The organism is Sphingomonas sediminicola (assembly GCF_014489515.1).
Lineage (GTDB): Bacteria > Pseudomonadota > Alphaproteobacteria > Sphingomonadales > Sphingomonadaceae > Sphingomicrobium > Sphingomicrobium sediminicola.
The window spans coordinates 2,263,503-2,278,564 of the sequence record NZ_CP060782.1; the positions used below are offsets into that span (position 1 = coordinate 2,263,503).

Sequence of the window (15,062 nt, forward strand, 5' to 3'; positions counted from 1 at the left end):
CCTCATTCCTCACCGGGTGCGCGCGCTCTGATCTGGAGCGCGTGCACCCGCTCGTGCATCAGTTCTCCAAGCGCCCGATAGACGAGACGCTGGCGTTCCACGCGCGACTTGCCGGTGAATAGCTCGCTTTCAATCTCGAGAGAGAAATGGCTCTCGCCGGCCGGGTTGTAGCCGCCATGCCCGCGATGCTTCTCGCTATCGTCGGTCAGCGCGATCCTGCTCGGCGAAAGCGCCGAGTCGAGGCGCTTCAGCATTTCAGTCGCGACGGGTCCGGTGGCGGTCGTGTCCATGGTTCCTATATATGCCGGCTGATCGAACGAGGAAGTGAGTGGCATCGAGTCATCCCAAAATGCATGGACGGGTCGAGGGAGCGCGGGATCGCTGCGCAGTCCCCGGGTGCCGTGCTCCCGGCGAGTTCAAGGCGCCGCTGCAGCCTGCCAATTTCGACGGCCCGGGCTCATGGCGATTCCTGTGCCTGGAGCACGTCCGCGAGCACAATTCGAAATACAATTTCTTCGAAGGCATGAGCCCCGACGAGATCACCGAAGCCCAGTCGCCGATCGCGGGATGGGATCGGGCGACGCGCGCCTTTGCGCATGCCGGTAGCGACCCGCGCCATCTTGGAGCGACTTTGCCGATCCGCTGGAAGCGATCTCGGGCCGGTTTCGACGGAAGCACAACGAGGACACGACGCGCTTCTCGCGCCACGAGCAGCGTGCACTGAGCATCCTCGGACTCGGTGAAGATGCCGATCTCAAGGCGGTCCGCAGCAGCTACTCGAAATTGGTACGGCGCTTCCATCCTGATCGAAACGGCGGCGACCGAAGCCACGAGGGGCGTCTCGGAGAAGTGATCGAGGCGTATCAGACGCTGCGGAAGTCGGCAGCTTTCACCTAACTTTCACCTAGCTTTCACCTAGCGCCAGCCGCGCTCCATCGCCGCTTTCTCCTGAGCCGCATCAAACGGCTCACCATCGATCGACGCATCGACGGCCTCCATCAGCTGTGGGTCACCGCCACTAGCCATGCGATAGTCAGCAGCTTGCCCCTCGGCCCCCTGGAAGAGGCTGCGGATTCGCCAATCACCACCCTCGCGGCAAGCGAGCCCGCTGGCCGCCCGATCTTCGAACGTTCGGCAGATTGCGCCGGACGTGTCGCGGTATGTGAGCCCGATGCGCGGACCAGTATTCGCGGGAGCGCTGGCAAGCTGAGTCGAAAGCGCCTGTTCGAGGCCCGCAGCGGCGACAAGCTTTCCGTCCCGCGGGTGGATCGGGCTGCCTTGCCCACCGCCGAGCTGGCTACCCGCAAAGACGCCGATCGCGAGAGTTGCCGCAAGAGCGGCGGCCTGGACCCAAAACGGCTGGGCAAGCCGCGCTTGCCGCCTGGACCGGGCATCGGTGAGACTCGCGACCTTGCCGTCGCCTTTGAGCATCGCCTGCAGCCGCTCTGGGACCGGCTGCGCCTCCACGGCGCCGAACGCGCCGCGCAGGCCGGCGGCCATCGACCGATGTTCGGCCGCCATTTTCGACAATTCCGGATCGGCCGCGACTGCCGCTTCGACCCGCGCGGCCTCATCGGGTGAAAGCTCTCCGTCGAGCCATGCGAAGAACTTCTCTTCCTCAACCATCAGCAGACCCACCCAACATTTCCAGCAGCGCCGTGCGCCCGCGCACCAGCCGGCTCGACACGGTTCCGATCGGCAGGTCGAGCATTTCCGAAACCTCGCGATAGCCGAAGCCCTCGACGAGGATCAGCGCGACGATTTCGCGCTGCTCGTCCGGCAGGCGATTCATCGCCGCCATGGCGCGCTTTAATTCGAGCGACGCGTCCATGCTTTCGCGCGGATCCTCGCCGACGAATTGCGCTTCTTCCTCCGGCGCCTCGTGCTTCTCTTTCCGCCCGCGCGCACGGGCGGTGTCGATCCAGAGATTGCGCATGATCCGGTAGAGCCATGAGTCGAGCCTGGACCCCGGCTCCCATTGCCCGCGGGAACGCAAGGCACGCTCGATCGTCGCCTGAGCCAGATCGTCTGCATCGGCCCCGTTTCGGCTCAAGGAGAAGGCGAACCTTCGCAGCCGCGGGAGCAGCTGCGTCAGCTCGTTCTCGAACGTTTCGGATGATCCCATTCGCCCTCATGCGGATGAAACGACGCTTCATCATCGTTTCATCCCCAAACGCATAAAAAGAGGTCACGCGATGTCCAGTTTTGTTCACCGAGCGCTGATTGCCGCCACTGCCGCCGCCGTCCTTGCGGGCAGCGCGGGCGCGCAATTGCTGCCGGGCGTGGGCCTGCCCGCGCTGCCTCCGGTAGGCCTCCCTACACGCGACCTTCCGGTTGCCGGACCAGTGCTCCAAACCATTCTCGCGCAGCCTGGCGCCAGCGAGGCGGTGGCTCCGACCCTCAATTCGGTCTCCGGCCTGCCCGAACGCCTCGCCGAAGCGCCGCCCGCCACGCTGCTCGAGTTGCGCCAGCTCCGCCTGCGCGAACTCATCCGGCAATATCCGCGCGAGCTCGAGAATGACGGGAACGGTCAGCCGGTAAGGCGCGGCGTCCTGGTCGTCGTCGATCCCGATCCAGCGTCGCTCCAGAGAGTGTCCCAAGCAGGGTTCGGCGTCGTTTCGGATGATCGCGATGCAGAGCTTGGAATTCGCAACGTTACCCTATCGGTCCCTCGTAACCTCTCGACCCGGCAGGCATTGAAGCGCCTCCGCTCAGTCGCCCCGGGCCTGCAGGCCGACTTCGACCATCTGTACGAGCCGGCGGGAGGCGCTTTGCTCCCTTTCGCAGGAGCCCTCGCCGCTAGCGCAGGAGCTGGAGGCGGCCCGCGCATCGGAATCGTCGATGGCGGAGTCGCATCGCACCCCTCCATGGCGGGCGCGTCGATCGAGCAGAACGGCTTTGCTGGACGCCCGCAGCCGACGGGACACGGTACCGCGGTCGCCTCGCTGATCGTCGGCAACCAGGGTCCGTTCCAGGGCGCCGCCCGCGGCGCCTCGCTGTTCGTTGCAGACGTCTACGGCGGCTCGCGCGCTGCCGGGTCGGCAAGCTCGATCGTCCGTGCCCTGAGCTGGCTCGCATCCAAGCGGCCGCAAGTGATCAACATCAGCCTCGTCGGTCCACAGAACCGGCTGGTCCAGCGAGCGGTGCAGGCCCTCCGCGCGCGCGGAATCGGGATCGTGGCTGCAGTCGGCAACGACGGCCCCGCCGCTCCGCCTCAATACCCTGCATCCTATCCGGGCGTGGTTGCAGTGACCGGCGTTGATGCGCGCGGTCGAGCTCTTCCGGAGGCCGGAAAGGCCGCGCATCTCGATTTCGCAGCGCCGGGCGCGGACATGGCCGCCGCGCTTCCAGGCCAGGGTTATGCGAAAGTTCGTGGGACGAGCTTTGCCGCTCCGCTCGCGACTGCGCGCCTCGCTCTCAGCGGCTCCTTTCAGCGGCTCGCTTCGGAAGCGCGCCCGGGCAGAGGCCGCGTCGGGCGAGGTATCGTCTGCGGCACGTGCCGAATCGATCCGCGAGCGGTCGGCGCAAAATAATTCCAACTCCGGGATGAAGCGGCGAGTCCGCGTCGTTCTCTTGTCTGAGGGCAGCAAAATGCCCTCCAGAATTGGAAGGAGAATCTCATGTTGAAGGTCATCCTGATCGCCGGTGCTGCGGTCGCATTTGCGGGCACTCCCGCGCAGGCCCAGCTGCTGGGCGGTGTCACCGGAGCCGTCAACGGCGCGGTGGGCGGAACGCTCGGCGGAACGGTCAACGGGACGCTGGGCGGAATCGTGAACTCCACAGGTAATGCCGGCGGAGCCCTCGGCGGATCCGGTTCGATCGCAAACAGCGTGACGAGCACGATCACGAACAGCGTGTCGGCAGCGGGCAACGTCAGCGGTCATGGCAGCGGAAGCGGCTCGGGCAATGTCGGACTAGCAGGAGTCGTAACGGGCGCGGGCAACGCGGCCGGCTCGGTGACCGGCGCTGCAAACGGTGCTGGCAACCTCGCAGGGTCCGTCACCGGCATGGCGAACGGAGCAGGCAACGCTGCCGGCTCGCTCAATGGCGCACTGAATGGCGCCGGCAACGCTGCCGGTTCGATCACAGGTGCGGGCACGGGCGCTCTCGGCGGCTCGGCCAGCGGCTCCGGTTCGGCGAGCGGCAATGCGAATGCCAACGCCGGTCACAACAACGGCTCGCTTTCAGTCGGTGCGAGCGGAAGCGGCAATGCCAACGGCAACGGCAATGTCGCAATTTCCTACGGCAACTAGTCGCCCTGACGCCTCCTTCAGGGGTCCCCGGCCCGTCGCCTTCCCCAGGGCGGCGGGCCTTTTCTTGTCGGGCTGTAACGCTAAGACACCTTGATGGCCGGCGGCGCTCGCGAACTCCAGCAACAGGAAAAGATTGGCGGCCTCCTGCTGATGGCGGCTGCTGCCGTAGCATTGATTCTCGCCAACAGCGGCTTTGCCGAGGGCTATCACGCAGCGCTCGAAACGACATTCGGCCCGCCCATGCCGCGCTTCGGGATCCTGTCGCTTCACGAATGGATTGCCGATGGCCTGATGGCAATCTTCTTCCTCCTTGTCGGGCTCGAAGTGAAGCGTGAATGGTACCAGGGGCGTCTCTCCACTCCGGCCGCGCGTCGTCTGCCGATCGTCGCAGCGGTTGCGGGAATGGCCATTCCCGCGTTGATCTACCTCGCGGTGACCGGGTTCGATCCAACCTTGGTCCGCGGCTGGGCGATTCCGTCGGCTACCGATATCGCCTTCGCCGTAGGTATGCTTGCGCTGCTCGGATCGAGCGCCAACCCCTCGCTCAAGCTTATCCTAGTAGCCATTGCGATCATCGACGACATCGGCGCCGTGATCATCATCGCACTCGTCTACACGGCTGGTCTAGATGCCATGGCGATCGGGGCGCTGCGGTAGTATTTGGGGCAATGGCCCTGTTGAACCTGTTCGGGGTTCGCCGCCTCTGGCCTTACATGATCGGCTTCGCCCTGCTCTGGTACGCGATGCTGGCGAGCGGAATTCACGCCACCATATCGGGAGTGCTCGCAGCCCTGACCATCCCGCTTGCCCGAGGCGAAGCCCATTCGCCGCTTAAACGGCTTGAGCATCGCATCCATCCATGGGTGATGCTTGCGATCGTGCCCTTGTTCGGACTGGCAAGCGCAGGCGTGCACATCGACGGACTGGGCGAGGTCCTGCAGCCGTTGCCGTTGGCTATCATGGCCGGGCTATTCGTCGGAAAGCAGGTCGGCGTGTTCGGATCGATCTGGCTGATGGTCCGGTTCGGCGTCGTGGAGCGGGAGCCGAGCACGCCGTGGATCCAGCTTTATGGGGCTGCGCTGCTAACGGGTATCGGTTTTACGATGAGCCTTTTCATCGGGGCGCTCGCTTTTCCGAACGATCCGGAGCTGGTCGATGCGGCCCGGCTTGGAACGATTGCGGGATCCATCATGGCGGGCGTGAGCGGCTGGGCGTTGCTCTATTTCTCCCGGCCGTTCGTCGTCGAAGATGATCGCGACGAGGCGCTCGAAATTTTCGCTGGAGACTTCACCGAGCCGGCGGATGCGCCCCGGCCGAAAGCGGAACGCTGATGCGCTGCTTTTGGGGCGAGCAGCAGCGGGCCCACTCGCCGGCGGGGGAGTTCTTCAACGGCGGGGTGCATCCCGCGGCCGAGCATCCGGGGAGGGTCGATGCAATCCTGGAAGCGATCGGGACGACCGTCGCGCCTCCTGACCTTGGCTTGGACCCAATCCTTCGCGTCCACTCACACGACTACATCGAGTTCCTTCGGACGGCGTACGATCGATGGCGCGAAGCGGGACGCGAAGGCGATGCCTTTCCCTACACGTTCCCGGTCATCGGTAGGCGTCCGCTAAACCTAAGTCGCATCGACGCGCTGCTCGGCCAATATGGTTTCGACACGTCCACGCCGATTGCGGAAGGTACTTGGACGGCTGCCTATTGGGCCGCGCAGACGGCGCTCGCCGCGACTGAATTTGTACTTGGTGGTGAGCGATCGGCGTTCGCGGTTTGCCGGCCGCCCGGACATCATTGCGGCCGCGACTATCTCGGCGGCTACTCCTACCTCAGCAACGCAGCGATCGCGGCGGAACATGCGATTGCAGCCGGCAAGAAGCGCGTCGCAATCCTCGATGTCGACTACCACCACGGCAACGGGACCCAAGACATCTTCTATGCTCGAGCGGACGTGGCCTACGCGTCGATCCACGCGGAGCCTGGCACCGATTATCCCTTCTTCTGGGGACATGCCGATGAAACCGGGTCGGGCAAGGGCGAAGGCGCAACGCTCAACCTGCCTCTACCGCGCGGCACTGACTGGAACGGTTACGAGCCCGCGTTGTTCAAGGCGCTCGATTGGATTGATAGCCATGAACCCGAACTGCTGATCGTCTCGTATGGAGCGGACACGTACGAAGGCGACCCAATCAGCCACTTCGGGCTCAGGACCAGCGATTACGCGACGATGGCAAAGCGCATCGCGGCGCTCGGACTTCCGACCGTCGTCGTCATGGAAGGCGGGTACGCCATCGACGCGCTGGGCGCGAACGTCGTCACCTTTCTCAGCGGATTTTAGAGCTTCTCGGTCAGTTCCGGGACGATCTTGAAGAGATCGCCGACGAGGCCGATGTCCGCGACCTGGAAGATCGGGGCTTCTTCGTCCTTGTTGATGGCGACGATGACCTTCGAATCCTTCATCCCGGCGAGGTGCTGGATCGCGCCGGAGATGCCGATCGCGATATAGACCTCGGGAGCGACGATCTTGCCGGTCTGGCCGACCTGATAGTCGTTCGGCGCGTAGCCCGCATCGACCGCGGCGCGGCTGGCGCCGACGGCTGCGCCGAGCTTGTCGGCGAGCGGGTCGAGCAATGAATGGAACTGCTCCGACGAACCGAACGCGCGGCCGCCGGAGACGATGACCTTGGCGCTGGTAAGTTCAGGACGGTCGCTCTTCGAGGCTTCGAGGCCGACGAAGCTGCTGCTCCCGGAATCGCCGCCCACGTCGACATTCTCGACCGAGCCGCTGCCGCCTTCGCGTGCAGCCTTTTCAAACGCAGTGCCGCGAACGGTGAGCACCTTCTTCGCATCGCCAGTGCGGACGGTCGCAATCGCGTTGCCGGCGTAGATCGGGCGGGTGAACGTGTTCTCGTCCTCGACCGACAGGATCTCGGAAATCTGCATCACGTCGAGCAAGGCGGCGACGCGCGGAGCGATGTTCTTGCCGGTGGTCGTTGCCGGAGCGACGAACGCGTCGTGGCTCTCCATCAGCTTGGCGGCGACCGGGGCGACATTCTCCGCAAGGCCGTGATCGAGATGCGCGCCATCGGCGACGTGGACCTTGCCGATACCCGCGATCTTGGTCGCGGCGTCCGCGATGGCGCCGACATTGCTGCCGGCGACGAGCGCATGAACTTCGCCCAGCTTCGAGGCGGCGGTGACGGCCGCGAGCGTGGCGTCCTTGATCTGGCCGCCCTCGTGCTCGACGTAGACGAGCGTCTTCATGCCACCACTCCCAATGCCTTGAGTTTGCCAACCAGCTCGTCGACCGATCCGACCTTGTCGCCGGCCTGGCGCTTCGGCGGTTCGGTGACCTTCAGCGTTTCGAGGCGGCGCGAGATGTCGACGCCAAGCTCGTCCGGGGTCTTCGTCGCGAGCGGCTTCGACTTGGCCTTCATGATGTTCGGGAGCGAGGCGTAACGCGGCTCGTTCAGGCGAAGGTCGGTGGTGATCACGGCCGGAAGCTTCAGCTTGTCGGTTTCGAGACCGCCGTCGACCTCGCGGGTGACGCTGACCTCGCCGTCCGACGGATCCAGCTTCGACGCGAACGTGCCCTGCGGCCAGCCGAGAAGCGCCGCGAGCATCTGGCCCGTGGCGTTATTGTCGTCGTCGATCGCCTGCTTGCCGAGGATGATCAGCTGCGGCTGTTCTTCATCGGCAATCTTGGCGAGAAGCTTGGCGACGCCTAGCGGCTCGACCTCCTCGTCGGTCGTCACGTGGACCGCGCGATCAGCGCCCATGGCGAGAGCGGTTCGGAGCGTTTCCTGTGCCTTGGCCGGGCCGATGGAGACGACGACGATCTCCGTCGCAACGCCCTTTTCCTTCAGACGGATCGCCTCTTCGACGGCAATCTCGTCGAAGGGGTTCATGCTCATCTTCACATTGGTGAGATCGACGCCCGTGCCGTCCATCTTGACGCGCGGTTTCACGTTATAGTCGATCACCCGTTTTACGGCGACCAGCACCTTCATCGCGTAGCTCCCAGAATGCTCAGGCGGGAACCGCCTGGTTGACCTCGGCGACGATCTTCTTCGCCGCATCTCCGAGGTCGTTGGCAGCGATGATCGGAAGCCCGCTCATCGCCAAGATGTCCTTGCCCTGCTGGACGTTCGTGCCTTCCAGGCGAACCACCAGCGGCACCCGTAAATCGACTTCGCGCGCCGCTTCGACAATGCCTTCAGCGATGATGTCGCAGCGCATGATCCCCCGAAGATGTTGACGAGGATGCCCTTCACCGCGGGATCGCTGAGGATGATCTTGAAGGCCGCGGTGACCTTTTCCTTCGAGGCGCCGCCGCCGACGTCGAGGAAGTTGGCCGGGAAGGCGCCGTTCAGTTTGATGATGTCCATCGTCGCCATGGCAAGGCCGGCGCCGTTGACCATGCAGCCGATGTTGCCGTCGAGCTTGATGTAGGCGAGGTCGTACTTCGAAGCCTCGATCTCCATCGGATCCTCTTCGGTGAGGTCCCGCATCTGCTCCAATTCCGGATGGCGGAACTCGGCATTGTTGTCGAAGCCGACCTTGGCATCGAGCACCAGCAGCTTGCCGTCGTCGGTGACGGCGAGCGGATTGATTTCGATCTGGGAAGCGTCGGTGCCGACGAACGCATTGTAGAGCTGCGGCAGAAGCTTGCCCGCCTGCTTGGCGAGATCGCCAGTGAGGCCGAGCGCCGCCGCCACGGCCCGCCCGTGATGCGGCATCAGTCCGGTCGCCGGATCGACGGTCAGCGTCTGAATCTTCTCAGGCGTGTCGTGAGCGACCTTCTCGATGTCCATACCGCCCTCGGTGGACGCGACGATGGCGATGCGGCCCGTCTCGCGATCGACAAGCAGCGCGAGGTAGAATTCCTTCGCGATGTCTACGCCATCGGTGATGTAGAGGCGCTGAACCTGCTTGCCCTGCGGACCCGTCTGAATCGTGACGAGCGTCTTGCCGAGCATTTCCTCGGCGTTGGCGCGGACTTCCTCGACCGACCTGGCGAGGCGGACGCCGCCCTTGGCGTCGGGTCCGAGCTCGGTGAACTTGCCCTTGCCGCGGCCACCGGCGTGGATCTGCGCCTTAACCACCCACAGCGGTCCCGGCAGCTTCTTCGCGGCTTCGACCGCTTCGTCGACGGACATGGCGGCGTAACCGGCGGGAACCGGCACTCCGAACTTCGCGAGCAGCTCTTTGGCTTGATATTCGTGGATATTCATCGGGCGCCCTTAAACAGATTGGAGAGCGCGATGCAAAGCTCGACCGCTCGGTCAGGGTGACGATCATGTCAGTCGACTGATTGAAACCGGGGGTCTTCCACTTCTTCCACTTCGTCACCTTGCGAACCCCGTCAAAGTTGCGGTCGTAATGCCTAGACTTCCTGGGTCGCTGTAGGACAGTGAAATCGCGTGGCCGACTCCGACAAGCCCGTCCGCAAGATCATCCATGTCGACATGGATGCTTTCTACGCGTCGGTCGAACAACGCGACGATCCTGAACTGAGGGGTAAGCCGGTTGCCGTCGGCGGCGGGCACCGCGGTGTGGTCACGGCCGCGAGCTATGAGGCCCGGCCGTTCGGCGTGCGGTCGGCGATGCCGTCAGTCACGGCCAAAAGGAAATGCCCTGAGCTGATCTTCGTGAAGCCGCGGTTTGACGTGTACCGTGAGGTATCGCGGCAAATCCGGGCGATCTTCGCCGACTATACCGACCTGATCGAGCCGCTCAGCCTCGACGAGGCCTATCTCGACGTGACTGCGGACCAGCGAGGCCTCGGCACGGCGCGCGCAACCGCCGAGGAAATCCGTCGCCGCATCCGCGAGGAAACCGGCCTCACCGCCTCGGCCGGCGTTTCCTATTGCAAGTTCGTCGCTAAGCTCGCTTCCGACCAGAACAAGCCCGACGGCCTTTGCGTCATCACCCCCGAGCGGGCGCAGGCCTATATCGCCGCTTTGCCCGTCTCGCGCTTCCACGGGATTGGCCCGGTTACGGCCTGCAAGCTTGAAGCGCTCGGTATTCAAACTGGGGCGGACTTGCAGGAGCGGAGCCTAGCAGAACTGGAGACGCGGTTCGGCAGTTCCGGCCGCTGGTACTGGCGCATCTGCCGGGGGATCGACGAGCGGGAGGTGAAGCCGGACCGGCCGTACAAGTCGGTCAGCGCCGAGCGCACTTTCGACGACGATTTGCGCGATCCCGAACGCCTCGCCGCGGAGCTGACGCGCATCGCCGGCTATGCCTGGGACCGCATCGAGCGAGCTGCGGTTTCGGGGCGGACCGTCACGCTCAAAGTGAAATTCGCGGACTTCGAGATCATCACCCGATCTAAGAGTTTCGGAACCACGCTGGGGCGTTGCGAGTTTGAATCGGCGGGCCAAGCCCTCCTTGCGGCACTGCACCCACTACCGAAAGGCATACGATTGCTCGGACTGGGATTGCACAATTTAATCGAAGTTAATGCCGCACAGTCGCGTCAGTTGGGATTAGCGATCTAATTGAGCAATTAGATGGGGATGGCGCTGTGGATAGATTCGACTCAGGGTGGTTTTTCGAGATCAGTTGTGATATAAAATTGTAATAGAGGCCCTCGCAATCAGCGAAGGCCATTTTTGCAGGAACCGGAAACAGGCAAGGAGCCGCGACCGAACGGGTCGTTTTGGGGGACGATGCGAGCAACGTGTCGGCTCTAGTCTGCCGTAACGGAAAGGATAGCAATGGCTGCGAAGGCGCTTAGCTTCGACGTTGGCGATTATGTGGTGTACCCCAAGCATGGAGTCGGCCGGGTGGTCGAGCTGCAGAGCACCGAAATCGCCGGAACCAGCCTCGATCTCTACGTGCTGAGGTTCGAGAAGGAGAAGATGACTCTTCGCGTTCCCGTGCTGAAGGCTGACTCGGTCGGCATGCGCAAGCTTTCGTCCGACAAGACGATGAAGGACGCTCTCGAGACCCTGAAGGGCAAGCCCAAGGTCAAGCGCACCATGTGGTCGCGCCGCGCTCAGGAGTATGAGGCGAAGATCAACTCGGGCGACTTGACCTCGATCGCGGAAGTGACCCGCGACCTGTTCCGCCCGGACGATGCTCCGGAGCAGAGCTACTCCGAGCGTCAGATCTTTGAGGCGGCTTCGTCGCGCCTGGCCCGCGAGCTCGGCGCCATGGAGCAGACCGACGAGAAGGCCGCGCTGGCGAAGATCCTCGAGATCCTCAACAAGGCATGGCCGATCCACAACAAGGCCAAGGAAGTCGCGAACGCCTAAGCGTTTCGCTTCCGCTTAAAGAACAAGGGCGTGCTCCAAAGCGGAGCGCGCCCTTTCTTTTTGCGCTTGCCCTTCGCATCTGCCCTAGTGTATTAGTTCGGTAATACGCTTGAGGAGGTACTGATGAAAAGGGCGATCGTGTTTGGAATCGTAGCGGCAGCGGCGGCTATGGCCGGTTGCAGCGAAGCGCGAGGCGAGAATGGCGGGCCGGTGGTCGACCGGACCTACAAGGTCGGCGGGTTCGACCGGATTGCCCTTGCCGGCGCCTACAACACGACCGTTCGCACCGGCGCGGCTCCAGGCGTCCGCGCCCACGGCAACCAGAAGGCGATCGACAATCTCGAAGTGGAAGTAAAGGACGGGATCCTCGTCATCCGCCACAAGTCGCGCATGGGCTTCAGCTGGGGCTCCGGCCACGGTAAGGTAACGTTGGACGTGACCGTCCCGAGCCTGCGCGGCGCGGAGCTCGCCGGGTCGGGCGACATCAACATTGATAAGGTAGCCGGCGACAGCTTCGACGGCGCGATTGCGGGGTCAGGAAACCTGAAGCTAGCCAAGGTCGAAGTCGGCAAGCTCAAGCTGTCGATTGCCGGTTCGGGCAATGCTTCCGCCGGCTCCGGCCGCGCAAAATCAGCCGAATATGAAATCGCCGGATCGGGCGGGATCGACGCCAAGGGCGTCGCTGTCGAAACCGCGGCGGTCTCCATTGCGGGATCGGGAGATGTCGCGGGTCAGGCAAGCACGACCGCCTCGGTCGACATCATGGGATCGGGCAACGTCGAGATGACCGGCGGCGCCAAGTGCACGGTCTCGAAGGCAGGCTCCGGCTCGGCCCGCTGCTCATAGTGACATCTTAACCATGACAAGCGAGAGTGGCGGCATGAACAGGACCGCCATTTTCGTTTTCTGCCTCGTCTCACTCGCTTCGCCGGCAATCGCGGCCGAGCGCACCTTGAGCGTGACGACCTTCGATCGCGTTCGCGTCGATGGACCCTATAAGGTGAAGGTCACGACGGGTGTCTCGCCTTACGCGAAGGTCAGCGGATCATCCGCCGCCATCGACGGAGTCTCGGTCGACCAGCAGGGTCAGACCCTGATCATCCGGGCAAACCCTCGTCATGGGGCGGAGCGTATCCAGGCGAGGGACGCGGCCCGGTCGAAATCTCCGTGGGAACCCTCAATCTGTCGGCGGCCTGGGTCAACGGCTCCGGGTCGCTGGCCGTGGATCGTGTGAAGGGATTATCCTTCAACCTCGCCGTCCAGGGGTCCGGCTCGGCCGCTATCGGCAACGCCGCCGTCGACCAGATGGAGATCGGCATTGCCGGCGCCGGAAGCGTCATTCTAGCCGGTGCTGCGCCGAAGCTAACCGCGATCGTTCGCGGCACCTCTTCGCTCGATGCATCCGCACTTGCAGTAAAGGACGTCACCGTCGGAGCCGAGGGCCCCTCACAGGTGCGGCTCAACGTGAGCAACAGCGCCAAGGTCGACGCCCGCGGCGTGGCGAGCGTGGAGATCGCGGGCGGTCCGGCCTGCACGGTCAAGGCGCAGGGCTCTGCCGTCGTCACCGGTTGCCGCTAACCTAATCACCGGAACTTCGCTCGACCCGGAATCGTTACCTCACCACACCAAAACAGTGGGAGCCAAGCGATGTATATCGGTATCGGCGGTCTCATTTTGTTGATCATCCTTTTGATCATCCTGTTCTGAGAACAGTTCGAGATTAGACCAGAATAGAAGGCGCAGCCGTCGAGAGGCGGCTGCGCTTCTTCTTTCGTTTCGCTTGTGTCAGGATGCTCGCAATGCTGGCGCTGCGTCTCTTCGCGAAGCTGACCGCATATTATGTCGCGGTCACTGCGATCGTCCTGATCGCGTTGCGTCTATTTCCGTATCTTCGCGAATATATGCCATTTGGCGGGGTCGAGGCCTTGATGTCCGGCCCGCGGACCACTGGCCTCGATGGAATGCTCGCGCCGAGCCCGGCGGCGGCCGAGATCGGCAATCTCCGCGAGAGCCTCTACTGGCTGACGATCACCATACTGGGCGCGCTGCTGACGGCCCTGCCCGGCAGTTGGGTCTATATCGCGATCCGCAATCCCAAGGATTACGACCAGTCGCTGGTCGACACGATCATCATCCTACCGATCGTCGTCACCAGCATCATCATCATCGTCCAGAACTCGCTGGCGCTCGCCTTCTCGATCGCCGGGATCGCGGCAGCCGTGCGCTTCCGCAATTCGCTCAAGAGCTCGGGCGATGCCCTGTTCATCCTGCTCGCGGTCGGCATCGGCCTGTCGGCGGGGATCGGCGCGCTGGAGCTGGCGATCGTGATGACGATCGCGTTCAACTACACGTTCCTGATCCTGTGGGTGACCGATTACGGCGACCGGCGCGGCCTCAAGAAACGCTACATGACCGACTGCGATCCGGACGTGAAACCGGCCGCGGCAGCGCCTCCCGCCGATCTTACCTGATACAGGTCTTCAGCAACCGCCGATTGACATCCTCGTCGGTAGCAATGTCTTGGAAGAAGCCTTCCAGATAGGCCGCTGCCTTCTGCTGCCGACCCCCTCCAGGCCCGGCACGGTTCCGAGGACCCCGACAATCTCTGCCCTCTTCGCTCGAAACTCAGCCGCGACATCAAGCGCCTGGCGGTTGTGGACGCAGTAGCCGCGATACCGACGCTGTTTGACGGTATCGATCCCCAGACCGTCGGGGGCAACGCATAGGGTGGATTGACCAGTCCCGAGACGTCGAAGTCGTAGGGCACGGGGATAATGCCATATTGCGCACCCGCCGCTCGCCCGAGCAGCTTGAAATTGTGGCAGCAGGTGTCGCCTGCCGGGCCCGCGCGCATCGACCAGTCGGTGTTGCCGATCATATATTCGAACATCGCCGCCCGGGCCGACGTCACCGGGTCCAGCTGCGAGGGCGCGATGCGCGCGGCGATGCGCAGCTCCGCCAGCGAATTCCTTTTTGCCGCGTCGTCGGGATCCTCAATGAAGAATCCGGTCTTGGACGCTACGGCCCGGCCGTTTTGCTCGACATAGTCGAATGTGCCGAGGCGCGCCCGGAGGCCAAGCGGACTGAGCACATTGAACATCCGGTAAGCCGCATATTCCAACAGGACATATTGCTGGTGATCGGATGGATTGCGGCAATGCGTAACGAGCTTGAGCCTTTTCTGCCGGTCGAACAGCGACTGCGTGGGAGGCTTGGCGGTGAACTGGACGCCGAGCGGCGGGAACGAGCAGGCGACCTTGGTCCGCCGAAGGATTCCGCGCGGCGAGAGCAGGATCGGAAGAGTTTCCGCCCCTGCCTGCAGCACGGCTGGCCTCGCAGTCCGTGCCGGCGCCGGCGTCGAGACGACTGCCGAAATCGGCCCCTTGATCGTCACGTGGATCGGCTGATCTTCCGAAAACAGGCGGGTGGCCGGTTTGGACGCCGGTGCGACCGGCTGCGCCGCAGCCGCTAGCAAGACCGCCAGTGCGAGCCGTGCCGCCATCCGCAACTCCCGCGAATTCCCACCTAGAGGGCCTCCAATCGCGGAAGC

Annotated in this window: 17 protein-coding genes and 2 pseudogenes; 12 read left to right on the forward strand and 7 right to left on the reverse strand. The window is 63.8% G+C overall.

Annotated features, from left to right (window positions below; genetic code table 11):
* Window positions 1-2: 2 nt before the first annotated feature.
* Window positions 3-290 (reverse strand): BolA family protein, encoded by a 288-nt coding sequence (locus H9L14_RS12165; protein ID WP_187708301.1) that lies wholly within the window; start codon window positions 288-290, stop codon window positions 3-5.
* A 59-nt stretch (window positions 291-349) separates the two neighbouring features.
* Between H9L14_RS12165 and H9L14_RS12170 the strand changes: the two are divergent.
* A pseudogene (locus H9L14_RS12170) lies at window positions 350-897 on the forward strand (J domain-containing protein).
* A gap of 18 nt (window positions 898-915) precedes the next feature.
* On the opposite strand, the gene H9L14_RS12175 reads toward H9L14_RS12170, so the two are convergent.
* On the reverse strand, window positions 916-1,638 hold the full coding sequence (locus H9L14_RS12175) for a zf-HC2 domain-containing protein (protein WP_187708302.1): 723 nt from the start codon (window positions 1,636-1,638) through the stop codon (window positions 916-918).
* Complete coding sequence (locus H9L14_RS12180) at window positions 1,619-2,125, reverse strand: RNA polymerase sigma factor (RefSeq protein WP_187708303.1); 507 nt, start codon at window positions 2,123-2,125, stop codon at window positions 1,619-1,621. Before H9L14_RS12180 ends, H9L14_RS12175 begins: the two co-directional genes overlap by 20 nt.
* Window positions 2,126-2,195: 70 nt before the next feature.
* Here H9L14_RS12180 and H9L14_RS12185 point away from each other — a divergent pair, with 70 nt between their 5' ends.
* The 5 genes from H9L14_RS12185 (at window position 2,196) to H9L14_RS12200 (ending at window position 6,588) form a co-directional block, all read left to right on the forward strand.
* Window positions 2,196-3,533 carry a S8 family serine peptidase gene (locus H9L14_RS12185; protein WP_187708304.1) on the forward strand — a complete coding sequence of 446 codons (1,338 nt, stop codon included), beginning with the start codon at window positions 2,196-2,198 and terminating at the stop codon, window positions 3,531-3,533.
* A gap of 87 nt (window positions 3,534-3,620) precedes the next feature.
* Window positions 3,621-4,253: a hypothetical protein gene (locus H9L14_RS12190; RefSeq protein ID WP_187708305.1), complete on the forward strand. Its 633-nt coding sequence runs from the start codon at window positions 3,621-3,623 to the stop codon at window positions 4,251-4,253.
* 93 nt (window positions 4,254-4,346) lie between these two features.
* The gene (locus H9L14_RS17130) at window positions 4,347-4,910 is read left to right on the forward strand and encodes a Na+/H+ antiporter NhaA (protein WP_343070192.1); all 564 of its coding nucleotides are present in this window, start codon (window positions 4,347-4,349) and stop codon (window positions 4,908-4,910) included.
* Between the two features lie 11 nt (window positions 4,911-4,921).
* A complete protein-coding gene (locus H9L14_RS17135; RefSeq protein ID WP_343070193.1) occupies window positions 4,922-5,584 on the forward strand; it encodes a Na+/H+ antiporter NhaA in 663 nt (220 codons plus the stop codon).
* Window positions 5,584-6,588, forward strand: a complete 1,005-nt coding sequence (locus H9L14_RS12200) for a histone deacetylase family protein (RefSeq protein WP_187708306.1) — start codon at window positions 5,584-5,586, stop codon at window positions 6,586-6,588. Before H9L14_RS17135 ends, H9L14_RS12200 begins: the two co-directional genes overlap by 1 nt.
* Here H9L14_RS12200 and H9L14_RS12205 read toward each other — a convergent pair.
* The 3 genes and pseudogenes from H9L14_RS12205 to sucC all read right to left on the reverse strand — a co-directional run.
* On the reverse strand, window positions 6,585-7,514 hold the full coding sequence (locus H9L14_RS12205) for an electron transfer flavoprotein subunit alpha/FixB family protein (RefSeq protein WP_187708307.1): 930 nt from the start codon (window positions 7,512-7,514) through the stop codon (window positions 6,585-6,587). The two genes, H9L14_RS12200 and H9L14_RS12205, sit on opposite strands and share 4 nt — an antisense overlap.
* Window positions 7,511-8,260: an electron transfer flavoprotein subunit beta/FixA family protein gene (locus H9L14_RS12210; RefSeq protein WP_187708308.1), complete on the reverse strand. Its 750-nt coding sequence runs from the start codon at window positions 8,258-8,260 to the stop codon at window positions 7,511-7,513. Before H9L14_RS12210 ends, H9L14_RS12205 begins: the two co-directional genes overlap by 4 nt.
* 109 nt (window positions 8,261-8,369) lie before the next feature.
* Window positions 8,370-9,484 (reverse strand): annotated as a pseudogene (gene sucC / locus H9L14_RS12215) (ADP-forming succinate--CoA ligase subunit beta); the annotation flags it as partial.
* Between the two features lie 189 nt (window positions 9,485-9,673).
* Here sucC and dinB point away from each other — a divergent pair.
* The 6 genes from dinB to H9L14_RS12245 all read left to right on the forward strand — a co-directional run bounded on the left by dinB (window position 9,674) and on the right by H9L14_RS12245 (window position 13,983).
* A complete protein-coding gene (gene dinB / locus H9L14_RS12220) occupies window positions 9,674-10,753 on the forward strand; it encodes a DNA polymerase IV (RefSeq protein WP_187708309.1) in 1,080 nt (359 codons plus the stop codon).
* Window positions 10,754-10,972: 219 nt separating this feature from the next.
* Window positions 10,973-11,512 carry a CarD family transcriptional regulator gene (locus H9L14_RS12225; protein WP_187708310.1) on the forward strand — a complete coding sequence of 180 codons (540 nt, stop codon included), beginning with the start codon at window positions 10,973-10,975 and terminating at the stop codon, window positions 11,510-11,512.
* A gap of 123 nt (window positions 11,513-11,635) precedes the next feature.
* A complete protein-coding gene (locus tag H9L14_RS12230; RefSeq protein WP_187708311.1) occupies window positions 11,636-12,358 on the forward strand; it encodes a head GIN domain-containing protein in 723 nt (240 codons plus the stop codon).
* Between the two features lie 34 nt (window positions 12,359-12,392).
* On the forward strand, window positions 12,393-12,746 hold the full coding sequence (locus H9L14_RS16755) for a head GIN domain-containing protein (RefSeq protein WP_187708312.1): 354 nt from the start codon (window positions 12,393-12,395) through the stop codon (window positions 12,744-12,746).
* Window positions 12,680-13,090, forward strand: coding sequence for a GIN domain-containing protein (locus H9L14_RS16760; RefSeq protein WP_187708313.1), 411 nt, complete (start codon window positions 12,680-12,682; stop codon window positions 13,088-13,090). Before H9L14_RS16755 ends, H9L14_RS16760 begins: the two co-directional genes overlap by 67 nt.
* Window positions 13,091-13,311: 221 nt before the next feature.
* Window positions 13,312-13,983 carry a DUF4956 domain-containing protein gene (locus H9L14_RS12245; protein ID WP_187708314.1) on the forward strand — a complete coding sequence of 224 codons (672 nt, stop codon included), beginning with the start codon at window positions 13,312-13,314 and terminating at the stop codon, window positions 13,981-13,983.
* Here the strand turns inward: H9L14_RS12245 and H9L14_RS12250 are convergent.
* On the reverse strand, window positions 13,917-15,014 hold the full coding sequence (locus tag H9L14_RS12250) for a hypothetical protein (protein ID WP_187708315.1): 1,098 nt from the start codon (window positions 15,012-15,014) through the stop codon (window positions 13,917-13,919). The genes H9L14_RS12245 and H9L14_RS12250 overlap by 67 nt on opposite strands.
* Window positions 15,015-15,062 lie beyond the last annotated feature (48 nt).